The sequence below is a fragment of the Enterobacter cloacae complex sp. CARB60 genome, assembly GCF_036487345.1.
Taxonomy (GTDB): domain Bacteria; phylum Pseudomonadota; class Gammaproteobacteria; order Enterobacterales; family Enterobacteriaceae; genus Enterobacter; species Enterobacter asburiae_D.
Genome location: NZ_JAZKLC010000002.1, coordinates 139,047 through 157,691 on the forward strand (window position 1 = coordinate 139,047; position 18,645 = coordinate 157,691).

General features: G+C 58.0%; 20 protein-coding genes. 12 read left to right on the plus strand and 8 right to left on the minus strand.

Annotated features, from left to right (window positions below; genetic code table 11):
* Positions 1–161: 161 nt before the first annotated feature.
* From V4835_RS01590 to V4835_RS01600, 3 genes are all read left to right on the plus strand, one after another.
* Positions 162–1,355 carry an NAD(P)/FAD-dependent oxidoreductase gene (locus V4835_RS01590; RefSeq protein ID WP_331411063.1) on the plus strand — a complete coding sequence of 398 codons (1,194 nt, stop codon included), beginning with the start codon at positions 162–164 and terminating at the stop codon, positions 1,353–1,355.
* A 16-nt stretch (positions 1,356–1,371) separates the two neighbouring features.
* Positions 1,372–1,620 (plus strand): potassium channel family protein, encoded by a 249-nt coding sequence (locus V4835_RS01595; RefSeq protein WP_331411064.1) that lies wholly within the window; start codon positions 1,372–1,374, stop codon positions 1,618–1,620.
* 166 nt (positions 1,621–1,786) lie between these two features.
* Positions 1,787–2,812: a TerC/Alx family metal homeostasis membrane protein gene (locus V4835_RS01600; protein WP_023333744.1), complete on the plus strand. Its 1,026-nt coding sequence runs from the start codon at positions 1,787–1,789 to the stop codon at positions 2,810–2,812.
* Positions 2,813–2,907: 95 nt separating this feature from the next.
* On the opposite strand, the gene V4835_RS01605 is transcribed toward V4835_RS01600, so the two are convergent.
* Positions 2,908–3,570 carry an HAD family hydrolase gene (locus V4835_RS01605; protein ID WP_074147273.1) on the minus strand — a complete coding sequence of 221 codons (663 nt, stop codon included), beginning with the start codon at positions 3,568–3,570 and terminating at the stop codon, positions 2,908–2,910.
* A 320-nt stretch (positions 3,571–3,890) separates the two neighbouring features.
* On the opposite strand from V4835_RS01605, the gene V4835_RS01610 reads away from it, so the two are divergent.
* The gene (locus tag V4835_RS01610; RefSeq protein ID WP_235836556.1) at positions 3,891–4,337 is read left to right on the plus strand and encodes an NlpC/P60 family protein; all 447 of its coding nucleotides are present in this window, start codon (positions 3,891–3,893) and stop codon (positions 4,335–4,337) included.
* 5 nt (positions 4,338–4,342) lie between these two features.
* Here V4835_RS01610 and V4835_RS01615 read toward each other — a convergent pair whose 3' ends face one another.
* Both V4835_RS01615 and V4835_RS01620 read right to left on the minus strand, forming a co-directional pair.
* Positions 4,343–5,137, minus strand: coding sequence for an SDR family NAD(P)-dependent oxidoreductase (locus V4835_RS01615; protein WP_331411065.1), 795 nt, complete (start codon positions 5,135–5,137; stop codon positions 4,343–4,345).
* A 32-nt stretch (positions 5,138–5,169) separates the two neighbouring features.
* A complete protein-coding gene (locus V4835_RS01620) occupies positions 5,170–6,051 on the minus strand; it encodes a LysR family transcriptional regulator (RefSeq protein WP_063144281.1) in 882 nt (293 codons plus the stop codon).
* 99 nt (positions 6,052–6,150) lie between these two features.
* On the opposite strand from V4835_RS01620, the gene V4835_RS01625 reads away from it, so the two are divergent.
* From V4835_RS01625 to arnF, 8 genes are all read left to right on the plus strand, one after another.
* Entirely contained in the window at positions 6,151–6,657 is a 507-nt protein-coding gene (locus tag V4835_RS01625) for a phenolic acid decarboxylase (RefSeq protein ID WP_024908855.1), read from the plus strand.
* A 451-nt stretch (positions 6,658–7,108) separates the two neighbouring features.
* A complete protein-coding gene (arnB, locus tag V4835_RS01630; protein ID WP_331411066.1) occupies positions 7,109–8,248 on the plus strand; it encodes a UDP-4-amino-4-deoxy-L-arabinose aminotransferase in 1,140 nt (379 codons plus the stop codon).
* A 1-nt stretch (position 8,249) separates the two neighbouring features.
* Positions 8,250–9,233, plus strand: coding sequence for an undecaprenyl-phosphate 4-deoxy-4-formamido-L-arabinose transferase (gene arnC, locus V4835_RS01635; protein ID WP_023333737.1), 984 nt, complete (start codon positions 8,250–8,252; stop codon positions 9,231–9,233).
* Positions 9,230–11,212: a bifunctional UDP-4-amino-4-deoxy-L-arabinose formyltransferase/UDP-glucuronic acid oxidase ArnA gene (gene arnA, locus V4835_RS01640; RefSeq protein ID WP_331411067.1), complete on the plus strand. Its 1,983-nt coding sequence runs from the start codon at positions 9,230–9,232 to the stop codon at positions 11,210–11,212. The genes arnC and arnA overlap by 4 nt, the downstream gene beginning before the upstream one ends.
* Positions 11,209–12,111 carry a 4-deoxy-4-formamido-L-arabinose-phosphoundecaprenol deformylase gene (gene arnD, locus V4835_RS01645; RefSeq protein WP_331411068.1) on the plus strand — a complete coding sequence of 301 codons (903 nt, stop codon included), beginning with the start codon at positions 11,209–11,211 and terminating at the stop codon, positions 12,109–12,111. Before arnA ends, arnD begins: the two co-directional genes overlap by 4 nt.
* Positions 12,108–13,763: a lipid IV(A) 4-amino-4-deoxy-L-arabinosyltransferase gene (gene arnT, locus V4835_RS01650; protein WP_331411069.1), complete on the plus strand. Its 1,656-nt coding sequence runs from the start codon at positions 12,108–12,110 to the stop codon at positions 13,761–13,763. The genes arnD and arnT overlap by 4 nt, the downstream gene beginning before the upstream one ends.
* Complete coding sequence (gene arnE / locus V4835_RS01655) at positions 13,763–14,098, plus strand: 4-amino-4-deoxy-L-arabinose-phosphoundecaprenol flippase subunit ArnE (protein ID WP_063144277.1); 336 nt, start codon at positions 13,763–13,765, stop codon at positions 14,096–14,098. The genes arnT and arnE overlap by 1 nt, the downstream gene beginning before the upstream one ends.
* Positions 14,095–14,484 (plus strand): 4-amino-4-deoxy-L-arabinose-phosphoundecaprenol flippase subunit ArnF, encoded by a 390-nt coding sequence (gene arnF, locus V4835_RS01660; protein WP_331411070.1) that lies wholly within the window; start codon positions 14,095–14,097, stop codon positions 14,482–14,484. Before arnE ends, arnF begins: the two co-directional genes overlap by 4 nt.
* Here arnF and acpT read toward each other — a convergent pair.
* Genes acpT through V4835_RS01685 form a run of 5 tightly spaced genes read right to left on the minus strand, consistent with a single transcriptional unit; the run spans position 14,432 to position 18,645 of the window.
* Entirely contained in the window at positions 14,432–15,049 is a 618-nt protein-coding gene (gene acpT, locus V4835_RS01665) for a 4'-phosphopantetheinyl transferase AcpT (protein WP_331411071.1), read from the minus strand. The genes arnF and acpT overlap by 53 nt on opposite strands.
* A 2-nt stretch (positions 15,050–15,051) precedes the next feature.
* On the minus strand, positions 15,052–16,281 hold the full coding sequence (locus V4835_RS01670) for a beta-ketoacyl-ACP synthase (protein WP_331411072.1): 1,230 nt from the start codon (positions 16,279–16,281) through the stop codon (positions 15,052–15,054).
* A complete protein-coding gene (locus V4835_RS01675; protein WP_063144273.1) occupies positions 16,278–17,009 on the minus strand; it encodes a 3-ketoacyl-ACP reductase FabG2 in 732 nt (243 codons plus the stop codon). The genes V4835_RS01670 and V4835_RS01675 overlap by 4 nt, the downstream gene beginning before the upstream one ends.
* Positions 17,006–17,479, minus strand: coding sequence for an ApeP family dehydratase (locus V4835_RS01680; RefSeq protein ID WP_331411073.1), 474 nt, complete (start codon positions 17,477–17,479; stop codon positions 17,006–17,008). Before V4835_RS01680 ends, V4835_RS01675 begins: the two co-directional genes overlap by 4 nt.
* Complete coding sequence (locus tag V4835_RS01685) at positions 17,476–18,645, minus strand: beta-ketoacyl-[acyl-carrier-protein] synthase family protein (RefSeq protein ID WP_331411074.1); 1,170 nt, start codon at positions 18,643–18,645, stop codon at positions 17,476–17,478. The genes V4835_RS01680 and V4835_RS01685 overlap by 4 nt, the downstream gene beginning before the upstream one ends.

Here is an 18,645-nt window from a genome sequence, read left to right on the forward strand (position 1 = left end):
GTGAAATATAGACTTTTTTTGACATACCACCTGAATTGAGAAAAGTGCCTGAAAGGATATTCTTTAAATTTCAAGGGAATGGCTTTGTAATATCTTTTTACGCTGGTGTGACCACAGAGGAAACTTTACAATCCGCGGCAGTTAACAAAGAGGATTTTGACGTGGAAAGGTTTGATGCCGTGGTAATTGGCGCCGGTGCGGCGGGTATGTTTTGTGCGGCGATGGCCGGACAGGCGGGTCGTCGCGTGCTGCTGCTGGATAACGGTAAAAAGCCAGGCCGTAAGATCCTGATGTCCGGCGGCGGGCGCTGTAACTTCACTAATCTGTATGTTGAACCCGCGGCCTATTTGAGCCAAAACCGTCATTTTTGTAAATCTGCGCTGGCGCGTTACACCCAGTGGGATTTTATCGATCTGGTGGGTAAGCACGGCATTGCGTGGCATGAAAAGACGCTGGGACAGCTGTTCTGCGACGACTCCGCGCAGCAGATTGTCGATATGCTGGTGGCCGAGTGCGAGAAGGGCGGCGTCGTCACGCGCCTGCGCACGGAAGTGCTGGAGGTCGCCCGCGACGACCAGGGCTACACGCTGCAGCTCAACGGTGAAACCGTCAGCGCAGACAGCCTGGTGATCGCCAGCGGCGGCCTGTCCATGCCGGGGCTGGGCGCCTCCCCGTTTGGCTATAAGATTGCCGAACAGTTTGGCCTGAAAGTCTTGCCCACGCGCGCCGGGCTGGTGCCGTTCACGCTGCATAAACCGCTTCTCGAACAGCTTCAGACGCTGTCTGGCGTGTCTGTTCCCTCGGTCATTACCGCCGAAGACGGGACGGTGTTCCGTGAAAATCTGCTCTTTACCCATCGCGGCCTCTCCGGCCCGGCGGTACTGCAAATCTCCAGCTACTGGCAGCCGGGGGAATTCGTCACGGTTAACCTGCTCCCGGACTGCGATCTCGACGCGTTCCTTAACGAGCAGCGTACCGCGCACCCAAATCAAAGCCTGAAAAACACGCTGGCAATGCAGCTGCCAAAACGCCTGGTGGAATGTTTGCAGGTGCTGGGGCAGATCCCGGATGTGTCGCTCAGGCAGCTTAACAGCCGCGAGCAGGAGACGCTGGTTGAGACGCTGACAGCCTGGCGCGTGCAGCCAAACGGCACCGAAGGCTACCGCACGGCGGAAGTGACGCTGGGCGGGGTCGACACGAATGAGCTCTCGTCCCGCACCATGGAAGCACGCAACGTGCCGGGGCTTTATTTTATTGGCGAAGTGATGGATGTGACCGGCTGGCTCGGCGGGTACAACTTCCAGTGGGCATGGGCAAGCGCCTGGGCCTGCGCACAGGCGCTGGCAGAGAAATAATCACGCAACGCAATTATTGCACCAACTTCTTGAGGCCGGACTGTTTGCTGCGTTTTATTTCGTCATCGACGCGTTTAATGACTGGAACACCAGCTTCTATTTTTCACTGGTGAGCTACGCGACGGTAGGATACGGCGACGTCACGTTACCCCAGCACTGGCGGCTCATCGGCGGTGTGGAAGGGCTGGTGGGCGCGTTGATGGTAGGGTGGTCCGTGGCGGTTCTGGTGGCGGTGCTGCAGCGTTTGCGCGGCATGAGCGCCTAAACGGCTGATGCACGATCCCCGTCGGGTAAGGTAAAGTACTCCTCCTTGCGCGGCCAGAAGGCTGCGATTTTGAGGGCGAAGAGGCTGATTAACGGCCCGCCCTTTTCTGTTCCTGGTTTACGCCAGTTTGCATGGTGTTGTGTTTTGTCTGCCAAAAGGGTTTTGTATGTCTGCTGCTCATCTCGGTTTCCCGACGGAAACCGTTGTTGTCTTTGTGGTGATGGCCGTTGGGGCGATGTTTATCGACCTCTTTATGCACCGTCACGATAAACCAGTCTCGCTGAAAAGCGCGGCGATGTGGTCCATTTTCTGGGTCATGATGGCGATGGCCTTCGCCGGATTCCTGTATGTTCACCACGGCGCCGAGATGGCGAGCCTGTTCCTCACCGGCTACGCGCTGGAAGAGGTGCTCTCCGTCGATAACCTGTTTGTAATGATGGCGATTTTCGCCTGGTTCGGCGTGCCGGATAAGTACCGTCACCGCGTGCTTTACTGGGGCGTGCTGGGGGCGATTGTCTTCCGCGGCATCTTTGTGGCTATCGGCACCAGCCTGTTAAGCCTGGGGCCGTACGTTGAGGTGATTTTCGCGCTGGTCGTCGGCTGGACGGCGGTGATGATGCTCAGGCGCAATGAAGAGAGTGATGAAGTGGAAGATTACTCGGGTCACCTCGCCTATCGCCTGGTGAAGCGCTTCTATCCGGTCTGGCCGAAAATCAGCAGCAACGCCTTTATTCTGACGCAGAAAGAGGTGGATGCGGAGCTGGAGAAGCCGGAAAACCAGGACGTGATGGTTGGCCGCGTGAAGAAGGCGAAGCGCTATGCGACGCCGCTGTTGCTTTGCGTGGCCGTCGTCGAACTCTCTGACGTGATGTTCGCGTTTGACTCCGTACCGGCCATTATTGCCGTGAGCCGCGAACCGCTGATTATCTACAGCGCCATGATGTTCGCCATTCTCGGCCTGCGTACGCTCTACTTCGTGCTGGAGGCGCTGAAGCAGTATCTGGTGCACCTCGAGAAAGCCGTGGTGCTGCTGCTGTTCTTCGTGGCGTTCAAGCTGGGATTAAACGCCACCGACCACTTCTGGCATCACGGTTACAGCATTGGCGCGACCGCCAGCCTGTTTGTGGTACTGGGCGTGCTGGCGCTGGGGATTATTGCGAGCGTGATGTTCCCGGGGAAACGTACTGCCTGATGCATCGCCCGGTGGCGCTTCGCTTACCGGGCCTACGGTTTGGTTTTCTCCCTCTCCCTGTGGGAGAGGGCCGGGGTGAGGGCACCAGACCGCACCTAACCCTTAATCGGTGAATTCCGGCGCTTGCGCGGGTGATGGAAGTGTCGCCAGTGCGGATCCTGCGCCGCCGCCAGCAGCTCGTGGTCGCCGCGGGTGTCGCCCCAGGCGCGCAGGTGATAGGCGTTCAGATCGCCATACACCTTTTCCAATCTTGCCACCTTCTGGGCGCAGCGGCAGTTGTTGCCCGTGATGCGCCCCGTCAGCTTGCCGTCTTTCACTTCCAACTGCGTGCCAATCAGCTTAATGCCCAGCTTGTCGGCCCACGGCTGGAGCACCAGCGCAGGAGACGCGGAACAGATGGTCACCTCCGCACCGGAATTTACCTCTGCAGCGACGGCCATCACGCCCTCCGGACGCATCAGCTTGTTCCAGTATTTTTCGCAAAAGGCTTCCGCCTGCTGGCGTAGCCAGTGTTCATCCACGCCCGTCAGGAACGTTTTAATCAGCACTTCCTTCAGCTCATCGCGCGTCAGCTTGCGACGCACGCAGTGGAGCGTGGGCAGCGCCATACGCACCAGGCGGCCCGCGAAGTAACGTTTACCGAAGGCAAAACGCAGGAAAGGAATAAAGCTGTCGTGGTGTGTTAACGTCCCGTCAAAGTCAAAGACGGAGAGCACGCTGGATTTTGCCACCGTCTCGTCGGCAATCATATTGGTCATAAATACGTCTTAGCTGAAATACACATTCTGCGGATCAGTTTACCTGCTTTAGCTGGACAGTCCTTATATCACCACCATTTTTTTCTCGATCTTGCGATCTCAAAGTGAGTCCAATTTTGGCCTCGATAAGGATTGGTGAAAAAATGAACTGTCTATATTATCGCCACATCGCAAGATATTTCGGGGAACCCTTGGGCCCCACAGGTAAGGAAAAACTCACTCACTACTTCTTTATTGATATGACTCTTAGATCGCTTATTTCAATCCTCACGTTAAGTTTTGCTTCGTTTTCTGCAATGAGTTTTCAACTTCCAGCGTCGATGCTATCGATGAACAGTGAGCTGGCAGTATCACCGGCGAAATCTGCGCTGGTGCATCAGGAAACAGGCCCGCTGCGCTCGCGTATTCTCGATCAATACCAGAAATGGAAAGGCACCCAGTACCAGTGGGGCGGAACCACGCATCGCGGGGTGGATTGCTCCGCGCTGATGCAGCACCTGTTCAGCGACGCGGCGCATCTTAATTTACCGCGCACGACGCGCGAGCAGATCCATCGCGGCGTGCAGGTGGCACAATACCGCCTGAGAGCCGGCGATCTGGTCTTCTTCCAGACGGGCCCGAACCGCAAGCACGTCGGCGTTTATATTGGCAATAGCCAGTTTATTCATGCCTCAAGCAGCCAGGGGGTAACAGTCTCAACCCTGACCGATGATTACTGGCAAGCACACTTCATTACCGCCCGTCGGGTTGCAGGCAGTGCGGCCTGACAGCGTCAGATGATGTCATCCACGACGCCGCCGTCGACGCGCAATGCCGCGCCCGAGGTGGCGGAGGCCTGTGGCGAACAGACATAAATCACCATATTGGCCACCTCTTCAACCGTGGCCGCACGCTGAATAACCGAGCTGGGGCGGTTGGCCATCACAAACTCTTTCGCCAGCTGCTCCAGCGATTTGCCGGTTTTTTCGATTTCATCTTTCATCATCTCTGCGAAACCGTCTGACATCGTCGGGCCTGGCAGTACGCTGTTGACCGTCACGCCGCTTCCCGCCGCAAATTTCGCCAGCCCGCGCGCCAGCGAGAGCTGCGCCGTTTTGGTCACGCCGTAGTGGATCATATCCGCCGGGATATTGCAGGCCGACTCGGAGGAGATAAACACCACGCGTCCCCAGCCTTTCTGCACCATGCCAGGCAGCAGGGCGCGGGACAGACGCACGCCGGACATCACGTTGGTCTGCCAGTAACGCTCCCAGGTCTCATCGTCGGTGGAATAGAAATCCTGCGGACCGTAAATCCCGGCGTTGTTAACCAGGATATCGACGCTATTCGCCACCTTCAGAAGCGACTCGACCCCTTCCGCCGTGCTGAGATCGGCAATCGCGGCACGTACCTGTACGCCCGGCACCACCTGCTGTAGCTGCTGAATGCCTTTATTCACCGATTCCGTACTACGGCCATTGACGATCACTTCCGCACCGCTTTCTGCCAGACCTCTGGCAATGGCGAATCCGATCCCGCCGGTTGAGGCGGTCACCAGCGCCACTTTCTCCGCAAAGTCGATTTTCATCATCTGCTCCTTATCCTTTAAACGTTCGGACCTTAAAGCGTAGCAGGTGAGGATGACGGCTCCTGGCTAAAAAGGCGCAACAGCGTCTCAACCTGCTCATCAAGCGGGGCGAGGGAGCGCTTTACAATCAGGTGAAGCGGCGTTGCCCTGCGCGCACCGTGGCTCAGCGGCAGGCGTTTCAGCACGCCTTGATCCAGCTGGGTTTGGATGCGTTCCTCTGGCAGCCAGCCGTACCCGACCTGAGAGACGACGGCTTCAATGGCGGCATCAATGGTGGAAAACGTCCACGACTCGCCGACCGCGCGCGCGGCGGACTGGCTGTCCGCAATCTGGATAAGCGGCCACGGGCGCAGCATCTCATCATTTAGCGGCGCGTCGAGGTGAAAGAGGGGATGCTGGTGATGGGCCACGGCAACAAAGTCGATATTCATCAGCCATTCGCCGAGCCCGGTAATGTCCTGGCGGCGGGTTAAGATCATCACGTCGGCTTCGTCGTTAATGGCGTCGGCGCGGGTATTTTCCAGCACCTCGGTGAGTCGTACCTGGGTCTGCGGATACTGCTGCTGGAACTGACGCAGGATGGCGAACAGGCGGCGGCGCGGGAAAATAGAGTCCACCACCAGATCCAACCGCGTGCGCATCCCGTTGCGAAGGGTCGATGCGCGCGTCTCGACGTACGAAAACGCTTTCAGCAGCGGTTTAACCTGGTTGAGAAGCAGTTCTCCCGCCGGGGTTAACACCGCCCGTCGCCCCTCCGGGACCAGCAGCGCCACGCCCAGCCGCTCCTGCAGCAGCGACAGGTTATAGCTCACCGAGGACTGGCTGCGGTGGGTTTCTTCCGCGGCTTTGGCAAAGCTGCCCGCCTCAACCACCTTCGCCAGTAAGGACCATTGTTCCAGCGTCGTCTTGTGCATAATTTATCTAAAATTTGGATGAATTTGATTAAAACATAGCGTTATTCATTCATTTTTTGAAGGGGTACGATCGTCTCATCAAAACAAAGGAGACATCTTATGAACACCTTCGACAAACATGACTTAAGCGGCTTCGTTGGCAAACACCTTGTTTATACATACGATAACGGCTGGAACTACGAGATTTATGTAAAAAATGAGACCACGCTTGATTACCGTATTCACAGCGGTCTGGTGGCCAACCGTTGGGTGAAAGATCAGCAGGCTTACATCGTGCGGGTAGGGGAAAGCATCTATAAAATTTCCTGGACCGAGCCAACCGGTACCGACGTCAGCCTGATCGTGAACCTGGGCGACAAACTGTTCCACGGCACCATCTTCTTCCCACGCTGGGTCATGAACAATCCGGAAAAAACCGTCTGCTTCCAGAACGACCACATTCCGCTGATGAACAGCTATCGCGATGCAGGCCCGGCGTATCCAACGGAAGTGATTGATGAATTTGCCACAATCACCTTTGTGCGCGACTGCGGTGCAAATAATGAAAGCGTTATCGCCTGCGCGGCCAGTGAATTGCCGAATGATTTTCCTGCTAATCTTAACTAAGCGCGACAGTTGAATGCGCGACAATTGATATAAATAGAAAGTTCCCGGAGGATGACGGAATTCCCACCCAAACCTCCGGGATTTTTATTTTGGTTGAGTATTCATTTACTTTTCTTATAATTTTAATGTAAACGAAATGAAATAGTAGAGTAATCGCTGTGAGTCCACCCACAAAAAACAAAAAAATAGTTAGAATCACTATCTTGCTGTTGTAAAACGACTTTCTATTCTCTTCTATGTGCTGTTTCCCTTCTGCTTCTCACCTGTCTTAATTTTTTCCTAAGAAAACGACGCTACTTTTGCTTCAGTTGATGGTTTGTTGACATAACTGTTATAGCGACTTAATTTTATTTGGTCTTTATTTAATAACCATCTTGCATGATCCCATTGAGCTGCCCATTACGACAGCGCAGTAAAAGATGACGCCTTTAATACAGCAAGGAAATTAATAATGAGTGATTTTCTGCCTTTTTCGCGACCGTCGATGGGCGCTGAGGAAATTGCGGCGCTTCAGGACGTTCTGATGTCGGGCTGGATCACCACGGGGCCTAAGAATCAGGAACTTGAAGAGGCATTCTGTCAACTTACCGGGAATCAGCATGCGATTGCCGTCTGTTCAGCCACCGCGGGGATGCACGTTACGCTGATGGCGCTGGATATTGGCCCGGGCGATGAAGTCATTACCCCTTCCCAGACCTGGGTGTCCACGCTGAATATGATCGTGTTGCTGGGTGCCACGCCGGTCATGATTGATGTGGACAAAGATACATTAATGGTGACGCCTGAAGCCGTTGAAGCCGCCATTACCCCGCGTACCAAAGCCATTATTCCCGTTCATTATGCCGGTGCGCCGTGTGAAATTGACGCTATTCATGCCATTGGTGAACGTCACGGTATTCCGGTGATTGAAGATGCGGCCCATGCCGCCGGAACGTACTACAAGAACCGTCATGTGGGCTGGAAAGGGACGGCGATTTTTTCCTTCCACGCCATTAAAAATATGACCTGCGCGGAAGGCGGCTTAGTCGTCACGGATAATGCCCAGCTGGCACAGCGGATCCGCAGTCTGAAATTCCATGGCCTGGGCGTAGATGCCTATGACCGCCAGACGCACGGTCGTGCGCCGCAGGCGGAAGTGATTGCGCCGGGCTATAAATACAACCTCGCAGACATCAACGCCGCGCTGGCGCTGGTGCAGTTAGGCAAGCTGAAAGAGGCCAACAGGCGCCGCCAGGAAATCGCCGAACGCTACCTGCGGGAGCTTGCCGATACGCCGTTCCAGCCGCTCACCATTCCGTTATGGCCGCACGTGCACGCCTGGCACCTGTTTATTATTCGCGTTGATGAAGCGCGCTGTGGGATCTCACGCGACAACCTGATGGCGGCGCTGAAAGAGAAAGGCATCGGTACCGGCCTCCACTTCCGCGCGGCGCACACCCAAAAATACTACCGCGAGCGTTTTCCTGATGTATCGCTCCCGAATTCTGAATGGAATAGCGCGCGTATTTGTTCCCTCCCTCTTTTCCCGGACATGACTCATGACGACACAACCCGCGTCATTACCGCACTCCATCAGCTTGCAGGACATTGATATGTTCAGTGCACCGCCTGTACAAAAAGTTTCCGTGGTAATCCCGGTTTATAACGAGCAGGAGAGCCTGCCCGAACTGATCCGCCGTACAACGGCCGCCTGCGACACGATGGGCAAGGCTTACGAAATCCTGCTGGTGGATGACGGCAGTAGCGATAATTCCGCGCTGATGCTGACAGAGGCCGCGCAGGCTGAAGGCAGCCACATTGTTGCCGTGCTGCTCAACCGCAACTACGGCCAGCACTCGGCGATTATGGCAGGGTTTAGCCACGTCACGGGCGATCTGATCATCACCCTGGACGCTGACCTGCAGAACCCGCCGGAAGAGATCCCGCGCCTGGTCGCCAAAGCCGATGAAGGCTATGACGTGGTCGGCACTGTGCGTCAGAACCGTCAGGACAGCCTGTTCCGCAAGCTTGCCTCACGTACCATCAACCGTCTTATCCAGCGTACGACCGGCAAAGCGATGGGCGATTACGGCTGCATGCTGCGCGCCTACCGCCGCCATATTGTCGACGCCATGCTGCATTGCCATGAGCGCAGCACCTTTATTCCGATCCTCGCCAATACCTTTGCCCGTAAGGCAACGGAAATTCCGGTTCTGCACGCCGAGCGCGAGCACGGGGAATCGAAGTACAGCTTTATGCGTCTCATCAACCTGATGTATGACCTCATCACCTGCCTGACCACCACACCGCTGCGTCTGCTGAGCGTTTTCGGCAGCATCATCGCCGTGGCCGGGTTTGCGCTGTCCGTCCTGCTGGTGGTACTGCGACTGGTCTTTGGCCCGCAGTGGGCGGCGGAAGGGGTCTTCATGCTCTTTGCCGTGCTGTTTATGTTCATCGGCGCCCAGTTTGTCGGGATGGGCCTTCTCGGTGAATACATTGGCCGTATCTATAACGATGTTCGCGCGCGTCCGCGCTACTTTATTCAACGTGTTGTCCGTCAGGAACACAAAGCATCTCAAGAGGAAATTCACCCATGAAAGCTGTTGTATTTGCCTATCACGATATGGGGTGCACGGGCACGCTGGCCCTGCTGGAAGCAGGCTATGACATTGCGGCAATCTTTACCCATCCGGACACGGCCGGAGAGAATAACTTTTTTGGCTCCGTGGCGCGTATCGCCGCCGAGCGTGGGATCCCGGTTTATGCGCCAGACGACGTAAACCATCCGCTGTGGGTGGATCGCATTCGCGCGCTCGCGCCTGACGTGATTTTCTCGTTCTACTATCGCAACCTGCTCTCCGACGAGATCTTAGGTCTGGCCGCAAAAGGCGCCTTTAATCTTCACGGCTCTCTGCTGCCTGCCTACCGTGGCCGCGCCCCGCTGAACTGGGCGCTGGTGAACGGTGAAACGGAAACGGGCGTGACGCTGCACCGCATGGTGCGCCGTGCGGATGCGGGCGCTATCGTGGCACAGCAGAAGGTCGCTATTGATGCGGACGAAACGGCGCTGCAGCTGCATCAAAAGCTGAATGCGACGGCGCAGACGCTGCTGCGTGATGCACTTCCCGCCATTCTCAGCGGCACTTTTAGCGAGACCGCGCAGGATGAGAGCAAGGCAAGCAGCTTTGGCCGCCGCAAGCCGGAAGACGGTCGTCTGGACTGGAACAAGCCCGCTCGCCAGCTGCACAACCTGGTGCGCGCCGTGACCGACCCGTGGCCGGGCGCGTACAGCTTTGCTGGCGTAAGCAAATTTATCGTCTGGAAATCCCGCGTGCGTGACGACATCCCTGCCGCTAAGCCGGGCACCGTCGTCTCCGTCTCCCCGCTGATTGTGACCTGCGGCGAGCAGGCGCTGGAGATCGTCACCGGACAAACCGACAACGGCCTGTACGTTCAGGGCACGCAGCTGGCGCAGTCTCTGGGTCTGGTGGCCGGGGCGCTGATCACCAGCGCACCGGTTGTTGCCATTAAGCGCCGTACCCGCGTGCTTATCCTCGGCGTGAACGGCTTTATCGGGAACCACCTGACTGAACGTCTGCTCAAAGACGATAACTATGAAATCTACGGTCTGGATATTGGCTCAGATGCGATCGGTCGTTTCCTCGGCAACCCGCGTTTCCACTTCGTGGAAGGGGACATCAGCATCCATTCCGAGTGGATCGAATACCACATTAAAAAATGCGACGTGGTGCTGCCGCTGGTCGCCATTGCCACCCCGATTGAGTACACCCGTAACCCGCTTCGCGTGTTCGAGCTGGACTTCGAAGAGAACCTGAAGATCATCCGCGACTGCGTGAAATACGACAAGCGCATCATCTTCCCGTCCACGTCCGAAGTGTACGGCATGTGTACCGATAAGAACTTCGATGAAGACACCTCCAACCTGGTGGTCGGGCCGATCAACAAACAGCGCTGGATTTACTCCGTCTCCAAACAGCTGCTGGACCGCGTGATTTGGGCCTACGGTGAGAAAGAGGGCCTGCGCTTTACCCTGTTCCGTCCGTTCAACTGGATGGGCCCGCGTCTGGATAACCTGAACGCGGCGCGTATCGGCAGCTCCCGTGCGATCACCCAGCTGATCCTGAACCTGGTGGAAGGCTCGCCAATTAAGCTTATCGAAGGCGGGAAACAGAAACGCTGCTTTACGGATATCAGCGACGGTATCGAAGCGCTGTTCCGCATCATCGAAAACAAAGATAACCGCTGCAACGGTGAAATCATCAACATCGGTAACCCGGACAACGAAGCGAGCATTCGCGAGCTGGCAGAGATGCTGCTGGCCAGCTTTGAGCGCCATCCGCTGCGCGATAAGTTCCCGCCGTTTGCCGGTTTCCGCGAAGTGGAAAGCAGCAGCTACTACGGCAAAGGGTATCAGGACGTTGAGCACCGTAAGCCAAGCATCCGCAACGCGAAGCGCTGCCTGAACTGGACGCCGACGGTGAAGATGGAGCTGACCATCGATGAGACGCTCGATTTCTTCCTGCGCACCGTGGAGCTGTCGGAACAGGACTCATGAAAAAAGTCGGTTTACGCATTGATGTCGACACCTTCAGGGGAACGCGTGACGGCGTACCCAAACTGCTGGAACTGCTGAGCAAGCACGGTGTGCGTTCCAGCATTTTCTTCAGCGTGGGGCCTGACAACATGGGACGCCATTTATGGCGTCTGGTTAAACCGGCATTTCTGTTCAAAATGCTGCGCTCGCGCGCAGCATCCCTCTACGGCTGGGATATTTTGCTGGCCGGCACCGCCTGGCCCGGCAGACGCATCGGCGCGGGTAATGAAGCCGTTATCCGTGAGGCGGCCCGGCTACATGAGGTCGGCCTGCATGCCTGGGATCACCATGCCTGGCAAGCCTGGGCCGGCGTCTGGGACATCCCGCGCCTGTCCCGTGAGGTCGAGCGTGGGATGCTGGAGCTGGAGGCCATTACCGGCCAGCCCGTGCGCTGCTCCGCCGTGGCGGGATGGCGTGCGGATCAGCGCGTCGTGAAAGCCAAAGAAGCCTTCGCGTTTCGCTACAACAGCGATTGCCGCGGAACCGGGCCCTTTTTGCCGCTGTTAGGCGAAAATCGCTACGGTACGGTGCAAATTCCGGTCACGCTTCCCACCTGGGATGAAGTGGTCGGGCGCGAGGTGAAGGCTGATGAGTTCAATCGCTACATTCTGGATCGCATCCATCGTGACGCCGGTACGCCGGTGTATACCATCCATGCCGAAGTGGAAGGAATAGCGTATCAGCATGATTTCGATGAACTGCTGACGATGGCCGCTCAGGAGGGCATTGAATTCTGCCCGTTGAGCGAGCTGCTGCCGGACGACCTCAGCACCCTGCCCGTGGGCAAAGTCGTACGTAATGAACTGGCTGGCCGGGAAGGCTGGCTTGGCTATCAACAAACCGTGAGTCCGGTCCCATGAAAACAGCCCGTTATGGCTTAGCGCTTCTCGCACTGTTTATCGTTTACTACCTCATTCCGGTCGATGTCCGCCTGCTGTGGCAGCCTGATGAAACGCGCTATGCGGAAATCAGCCGCGAAATGCTGGCATCCGGAGACTGGGTTGTCCCGCATTTTATGGGGCTGCGTTACTTTGAAAAACCGATTGCAGGCTACTGGATCAACAGCATCGGGCAGTTGTTGTTCGGGCACACCAACCTCGCCGTGCGCGCCGGATCCATATTCTCCACCGGGGTAGCGGCGCTGCTGGTCATCTGGATGGCCTGGCGTCTCTGGCGAGATAAGCGGACAGCCATTTTCGCCGGTCTTATCTTCCTGACCCTGTTCCTGGTGTATGGCATCGGCACGTATGCGGTGCTGGATCCTATCATCACCCTGTGGCTGGTGGCGGCGATGTGCAGCTTCTGGCTGGCGTCACAGGCCCAAACCGTTGCCGGAAAAGCGGGTGGCTATGTGCTGCTTGGGCTGGCCTGCGGAATGGGAGTGATGACCAAAGGCTTCCTGGCGCTGGCGGTACCGGTGATTGGCGTCCTGCCGTGGGTGATCGCCCAGAAGCGCTGGAAAGAGGTGCTGATTTTTGGCTGGCTCGCGATCCTGAGCTGCGTGCTGATTGTTCTGCCGTGGGCGCTGGCCATTGCGCACCGTGAGCCTGATTTCTGGCGTTACTTCTTCTGGGTTGAGCATATTCAGCGTTTTGCCCAGAGCGACGCGCAGCACAAAGCCCCGTTCTGGTACTACGTGCCATTCCTGATTGCGGGCAGCCTGCCGTGGCTGGCGCTGCTGCCCGGCGCGTTTCGTCTCGGCTGGAATGACAGACAAAACGCGGGTGGCGGGTTCTATCTGCTGGGTTGGGTGGTGATGCCGCTGCTGTTCTTCAGCATCGCCAAAGGCAAGCTGCCGACCTATATCCTGCCGTGCTTTGCCCCGCTGGCTATCCTGATGGCGCGCTATGCCTGCCTCGCGGCGGAAAAAGGCGCCAAAGCGTTACGCATTAACGGCGGGATTAACCTGGCGTTTGGCGTTATCGGCGTGGTGGCGGCGCTGGTGGTTTCACCGTGGGGACTGTCGAAGCATCCGGTCTGGACGTCGGTTGAACTGTATAAAGTCTTCTGTGCGGTGGTGGCATTCCTCATCTGGGCGGCGGTAGGCTGGTTTACGCTCAGGCAGAGTCAGCAGCGCTGGTGGCTGGCGGCACTGTGCCCCGCAGGGCTGGCGCTGCTGATTGGTTTTGCCATTCCAAACATGGTGGTGGATTCCAAACAGCCGCAGTCGCTGGTGGATACCGTGCGCGAGCCGCTGCAGGAGAGTCGGTTCATCCTTGCCGATAACGTTGGGATCGCGTCCGGTATTGCCTGGGAACTTAAGCGTAATGACATCACGCTCTTTGGTCAGACGGGCGAGCTGCGCTACGGGCTAGATTATCCGGACGTGAAAGATCGTTTTGTCAGTAAAGATGATTTTGCACAATGGCTGGCGGAGCATCGTCAGCAGGGCCGCGTATCGCTGGTGCTCCTGCTGTCGAAACACGACGACATTACGCAGTCTAACCTGCCGAAACCGGACAGCCTGTATATCCAGGGCCGTCTGGCCTACCTGCAGTATCTGCCGAAGTGATGACCTGGATCTGGCTGATACTGGCAAGCTTGCTCAGCTGCGCGGGGCAGCTGTGCCAGAAACAAGCCACCCGTCCGGCGAAAGCCGGGCGGCGTGGGGCGCATATCGCGCTTTGGCTGGGTTTGGCACTGCTGGCGCTGGGGAGTGGGATGCTGGTCTGGCTGGTGGTGCTGCAACGCCTGCCCGTCGGCATTGCCTACCCCATGCTGAGCCTCAATTTTGTCTGGGTGACGCTGGCGGCGAAGGCATTCTGGCGTGAGAACGTCGCCTCGCACCACTGGCTGGGGGTCGGGTTCATCATCATTGGGATTGTTGTCCTGGGAGGGAGCCTGTGAAAGGAGCGTTCTGGGCCTTATGCAGCGTGCTGTTAGTCAGCGCGGCGCAGCTGCTGCTGCGCTATGCCATGCAGGCATTGCCGCCGGTCAACGAGGTCCTGGCGTTTGTTTCCGCGCTGTGGCACTTCTCGTCAGGTACCGGTGCGCTGCTGCTGGGGTTGATGGGGTATGTGGCCTCGATGGGCTGCTGGTATCTGGCGCTGCACCGTATGGCGCTCAGCAAAGCCTATGCCTTGCTGAGCCTCAGCTATATTCTGGTGTGGGGCGCCGCGATCCTGCTGCCGGGCTGGGAGGAGCGCTTCTCCTGGCACGGGCTGGTGGGCGTCGGGTTTATTATTCTGGGCGTGTTAGTGATTTTTCTGCCCCGAACGTCCCAACGTGAATAATCGACTCGTTGGTCAGGGCATAAGGCGTCGATGTGCAGACGGCAAGGCTCAGCGAGCCGACCTGTAGCTGACTGACCGCGTGCGTCTGCGCGGTGCTGTCGATGCTGACAATCTGCCAGGCACTGCCGCCACGCTGTTTTACAATCGCTTCTTTCCGCGTCCATATACGCCAGAACGCGGAAAGCCGTTCCTCGGGCGCTTCACGCTCCAGCTCATCATGCTCCGTCATGCTGAATACCGCATTAGCCAAAGCCTGCCAGTTCTTCCTCGGGCGAATCACTTCGATATCACAGCCGACTTCGCCTTCATCGCTCATCAGCAGGGCGATATCGTCACCGCTGTGGCTCAGGTTGAACCACAGCGGATCCCCCTTCGCAAAGGCCGGTTTGCCCTGCTCGCCGTAAATGATGTCGGGGAGCGGGCGAGGGGATAGCGTTCTGGCGAGCAGCGTCCTCCCGGCCAGCCAGGAGGCCTGTCGGGCGCCCTGAGGTGCCCTGTCTGCGAGCGTTGACGCCAGCGGGTCCGCGCAAAGAGTGGAGATTTTTCCCAGTACAAACTGGTACATAGTTACGCCCAGCGTTTAATGATAATCGAGGTGTTGATGCCGCCAAACGCGAAGTTATTGCTCTGCAGATACTCGCAGTCAATCTGACGGGCTTCTCCCATAATATAATCTAAAGCACCGCATTGCTCATCCGGCTGCGTTAAATTGAGCGTCGGGGCAAACCAGCCTTCACGCATCATCTGCAAACTCATCCACGCTTCCAGCGCGCCGCAGGCCCCTAGCGTATGGCCAAAATAGCTCTTCAGCGAGGAAACCGGCACGTTGTCACCAAAGATAGCCGCGGTGGCCAGGCTTTCGGCGATATCACCGCGATCGGTGGCGGTACCGTGCGCGGAGATATACCCCATATCCAGGGCGCTTAATCCCGCCATGGCCAGCGACTGCTCCATGCAAATCTGCATGGTTTCACGCTGAGGCTGGGTGATATGGGCCGCGTCACAGTTAGTGGCAAAGCCCACGATTTCACCGTAAATCGTCACCCCGCGCGCTTTGGCATGCTCCAGCTCTTCGAGTATCAGGGTACCCGCACCTTCCCCAATCACCAGACCATCTCGCTGCGTATCAAATGGCGATGGGGTGTGTTTAGGCGCGTCATTGCGCTGGCTGGTGGCGAACAGCGTATCAAATACCGCCGCTTCAGACGGACATAGCTCCTCAGCGCCCCCGGCAACCATGACGGTCTGATAGCCGTGGCGGATCGCCTCCCAGGCGTAGCCAATCGCCTGACTGCCGGAGGTACAGGCGCTCGACGTCGGGATGACGCGGCCGCGTAACCCAAAGAACAGGCCGGTATTCACCGCGGTCGTGTGCGGCATCATCTGGACGTAGGTTGTCCCGGTGATGTTATTGGTGTGCTTTTCGGTGAGCATGGTGGCGAATTCGCTGACCGGTCCGGTACTGCCCGTGGATGAGCCATAGGCGATACCCGTTTGCCCGTTGGTGAGCACCGCTTCGCCAATCAATCCCGCCTGCTCCAGCGCCAGCTCGGTGGCGCGAGTCGACATCAACGACACGCGTCCCATGGCGCGAATACGCTTGCGGGTATAGTGTTCCGGCAGCGTGAAATCGTCGATCGGCGCGCCCAGCAGGGTATGCAGACCATCATACACCTGCCATTCCGGCATTTTACGCACCGCGTTTTCATACGCCAGCAGCCTGCTGGAAACGGATTGCCAGTTTTCGCCAAAGGCGGTCACGCCGCCCATGCCCGTAATCACCACGCGACGCGTCATAGCATTCCTCCGTTAATGGAAATGACCTGGCGGGTGACGTAGCCCGCAATATCTGACATCAGATAGCTTGCCAGCCCGGCGACCTCCTCAGCCTGGCCCATACGTTTCATTGGGATGATGGACATCGCCTCTTTCAGCGCGGCCTCTTCCATCTCAATCATGCCGGTATCAATCAGCCCCGGGGCAATGCAGTTCACGGTGATTTTGCGTTTTGCCAGCTCGATCGCCAGCGCTTTGGTGGCGCCGATAATGCCCGCTTTCGCCGCGCTGTAGTTCACCTGACCGCGGTTGCCCATCACGCCGGACACGGACGATAAGGTGATAATGCGCCCCCCTTTACGGGTGCCAATCATCGGCATAATGCAGGGGTGAATGACGTTATAAAAACTGTCGAGATTGGTGTGGATAACGCTGTCCCAGTCGTCTTCACTCAGTGCCGGAAAGGCGCCGTCGCGGGCGATCCCGGCGTTACTGACCACGCCATACCACGCGCCATGGGCTTCAATCTCCTGCTCCAGCACCTCGCGACACTGTTCGCGGTTGCCCACATCAAAGGCGAGTAAACGACCGTTGCCACCCGCCTGCGTGATGGCGTCCAGCGTCTCCTGCGCGCCTGCGGCATCACGATGGTAATGCACGCCTACGGTAAACCCGTCGGCGGCAAGCTGGCGGGCGATGGCGCGCCCTATGCCTTTGCTGGCCCCTGTGACCAGTACGGAACGACTCATGCGTTAGATCCCTGATTAAAAAGCGATATTAATTCTTCTGCGCTCGGCTGGAAGGTGTTGACCCGGCCCGTGGCCAGCGTCTCTTCATCAGCGGAAATCGTGCATTCAAAGCTGCCGAAGCGTTCGTCCTGCATCAGCAGTTTTACGGTGATTTCCAGCGTCAGGCCCTGCGTAAAACGCCCGCTGGCGCAGATCAGCTCGCGCGCGCCGAGCACCATGCCCAGCGAAATATGATCCTGCCCCTGCTGCTGGCGATGCCAGCCCGACCAGACGCCGACGGTCTGCGCCATCAGCTCGAGCGCGTACCAGCCCGGCAGGTCGCCATCGGCATTCAGAAACGGTGCCAGGACGCTTTGCCTGTTGACCGCAACGCGGCAAACCGCCGTGTCGTCCGTGACGCACTCAACGGACCCCAGCAGCATCATTGGCGCATCGTGCGGCAAATAGTCGACGGGTGATAGGTAGCTCATGACGCTCTCCCCAGCAGAATGCTGGCGTTATTGCCGCCAAACGCGAACGAATTAGACAAAATGACCGGCTTTTTCAGGGCGGCGCGCTGGTGCAGCAGGCCGCACGGCGCCAGCGTGTCGTCCGGTGCGTAGCGGGCGAAGTCCTGCGGCGGCAAGGGCAGATCGCGCGTCAGAATCAGCCAGCTCAGGGCCGCTTCGGTAATACCGGCAGCGCCCAGCGTATGGCCGGTAAGGTGTTTGGTGGAGCTGCACGGCACGTTTTCCCCGAAGAGATCGTGAACGACCTGCGATTCAATCTGATCGTTGAGCGGCGTGGCCGTGCCGTGCAGGTTGATGTAGCCGATATCCTCCGGCTGCATACCCGCTTCGTTAAGCGCCTGAGCGATAGCCCTTATCGCCCCTTCGCCCTGCGGATGCGGGGCGGAAATATGGTAAGCATCGCTGGATTCGCCCGTCCCGAGCAGCGCCACCTCGGCGGGCTCACGGCTCAGCACCATCAGCGCGGCGGCTTCACCGATGGTGATCCCCCTGCGGTCGCGACCAAACGGCTCGCAGAGCGTAGGGGAGAAGGATTCAAGGCTATTAAAGCCGTTGACGGGCATTCGGCTCAGGGTATCGGCCCCGCCGACAATGGCGATATCCACCAGCCCGGCTTCGATCAGGCGTTTGCCGCCGATCATCGCCCGCGCGCTGGAAGAGCAGGCCGTCGAGATCGTATAGGCCGGGCCTTCGAGCTGAAGCCAGTTGGCAAGGAAGCGGGACGGATCGCCAAGCTCCTGCTGCGGATACTGCCAGCGCGTGCTGGTCTCGCCGTCGGTCATGCGCCTAACGTGCTCATCGCCTTCATCCAGCCCGGAGGTGCTGGTTCCCAGCACTACGGCCACGCGGTCGCGACCGACGCGGGCGATGGCCTCGTCGACGGTCGACTGAATCTGTGCCAGCGCGGCCAGCAGCAGCTGGTTGTTGCGGGTGCGGTGTGCGGAGAAGGTGTCCGGGATGGGCGGCAGCTCGCCTTCCACGCCAGCCAGTACGGCTTCGGGTGAGCCCTGCAGCCAGCCGGTTCGGGCGTGCATCCCCGGCGCCACGCCTGCCGTCAGGTTCGCGGCTATCTCGTCAGGCGAGTTGCCCAGCGCGTTGACCATGCCAACAGCGGAAATATAAATCAT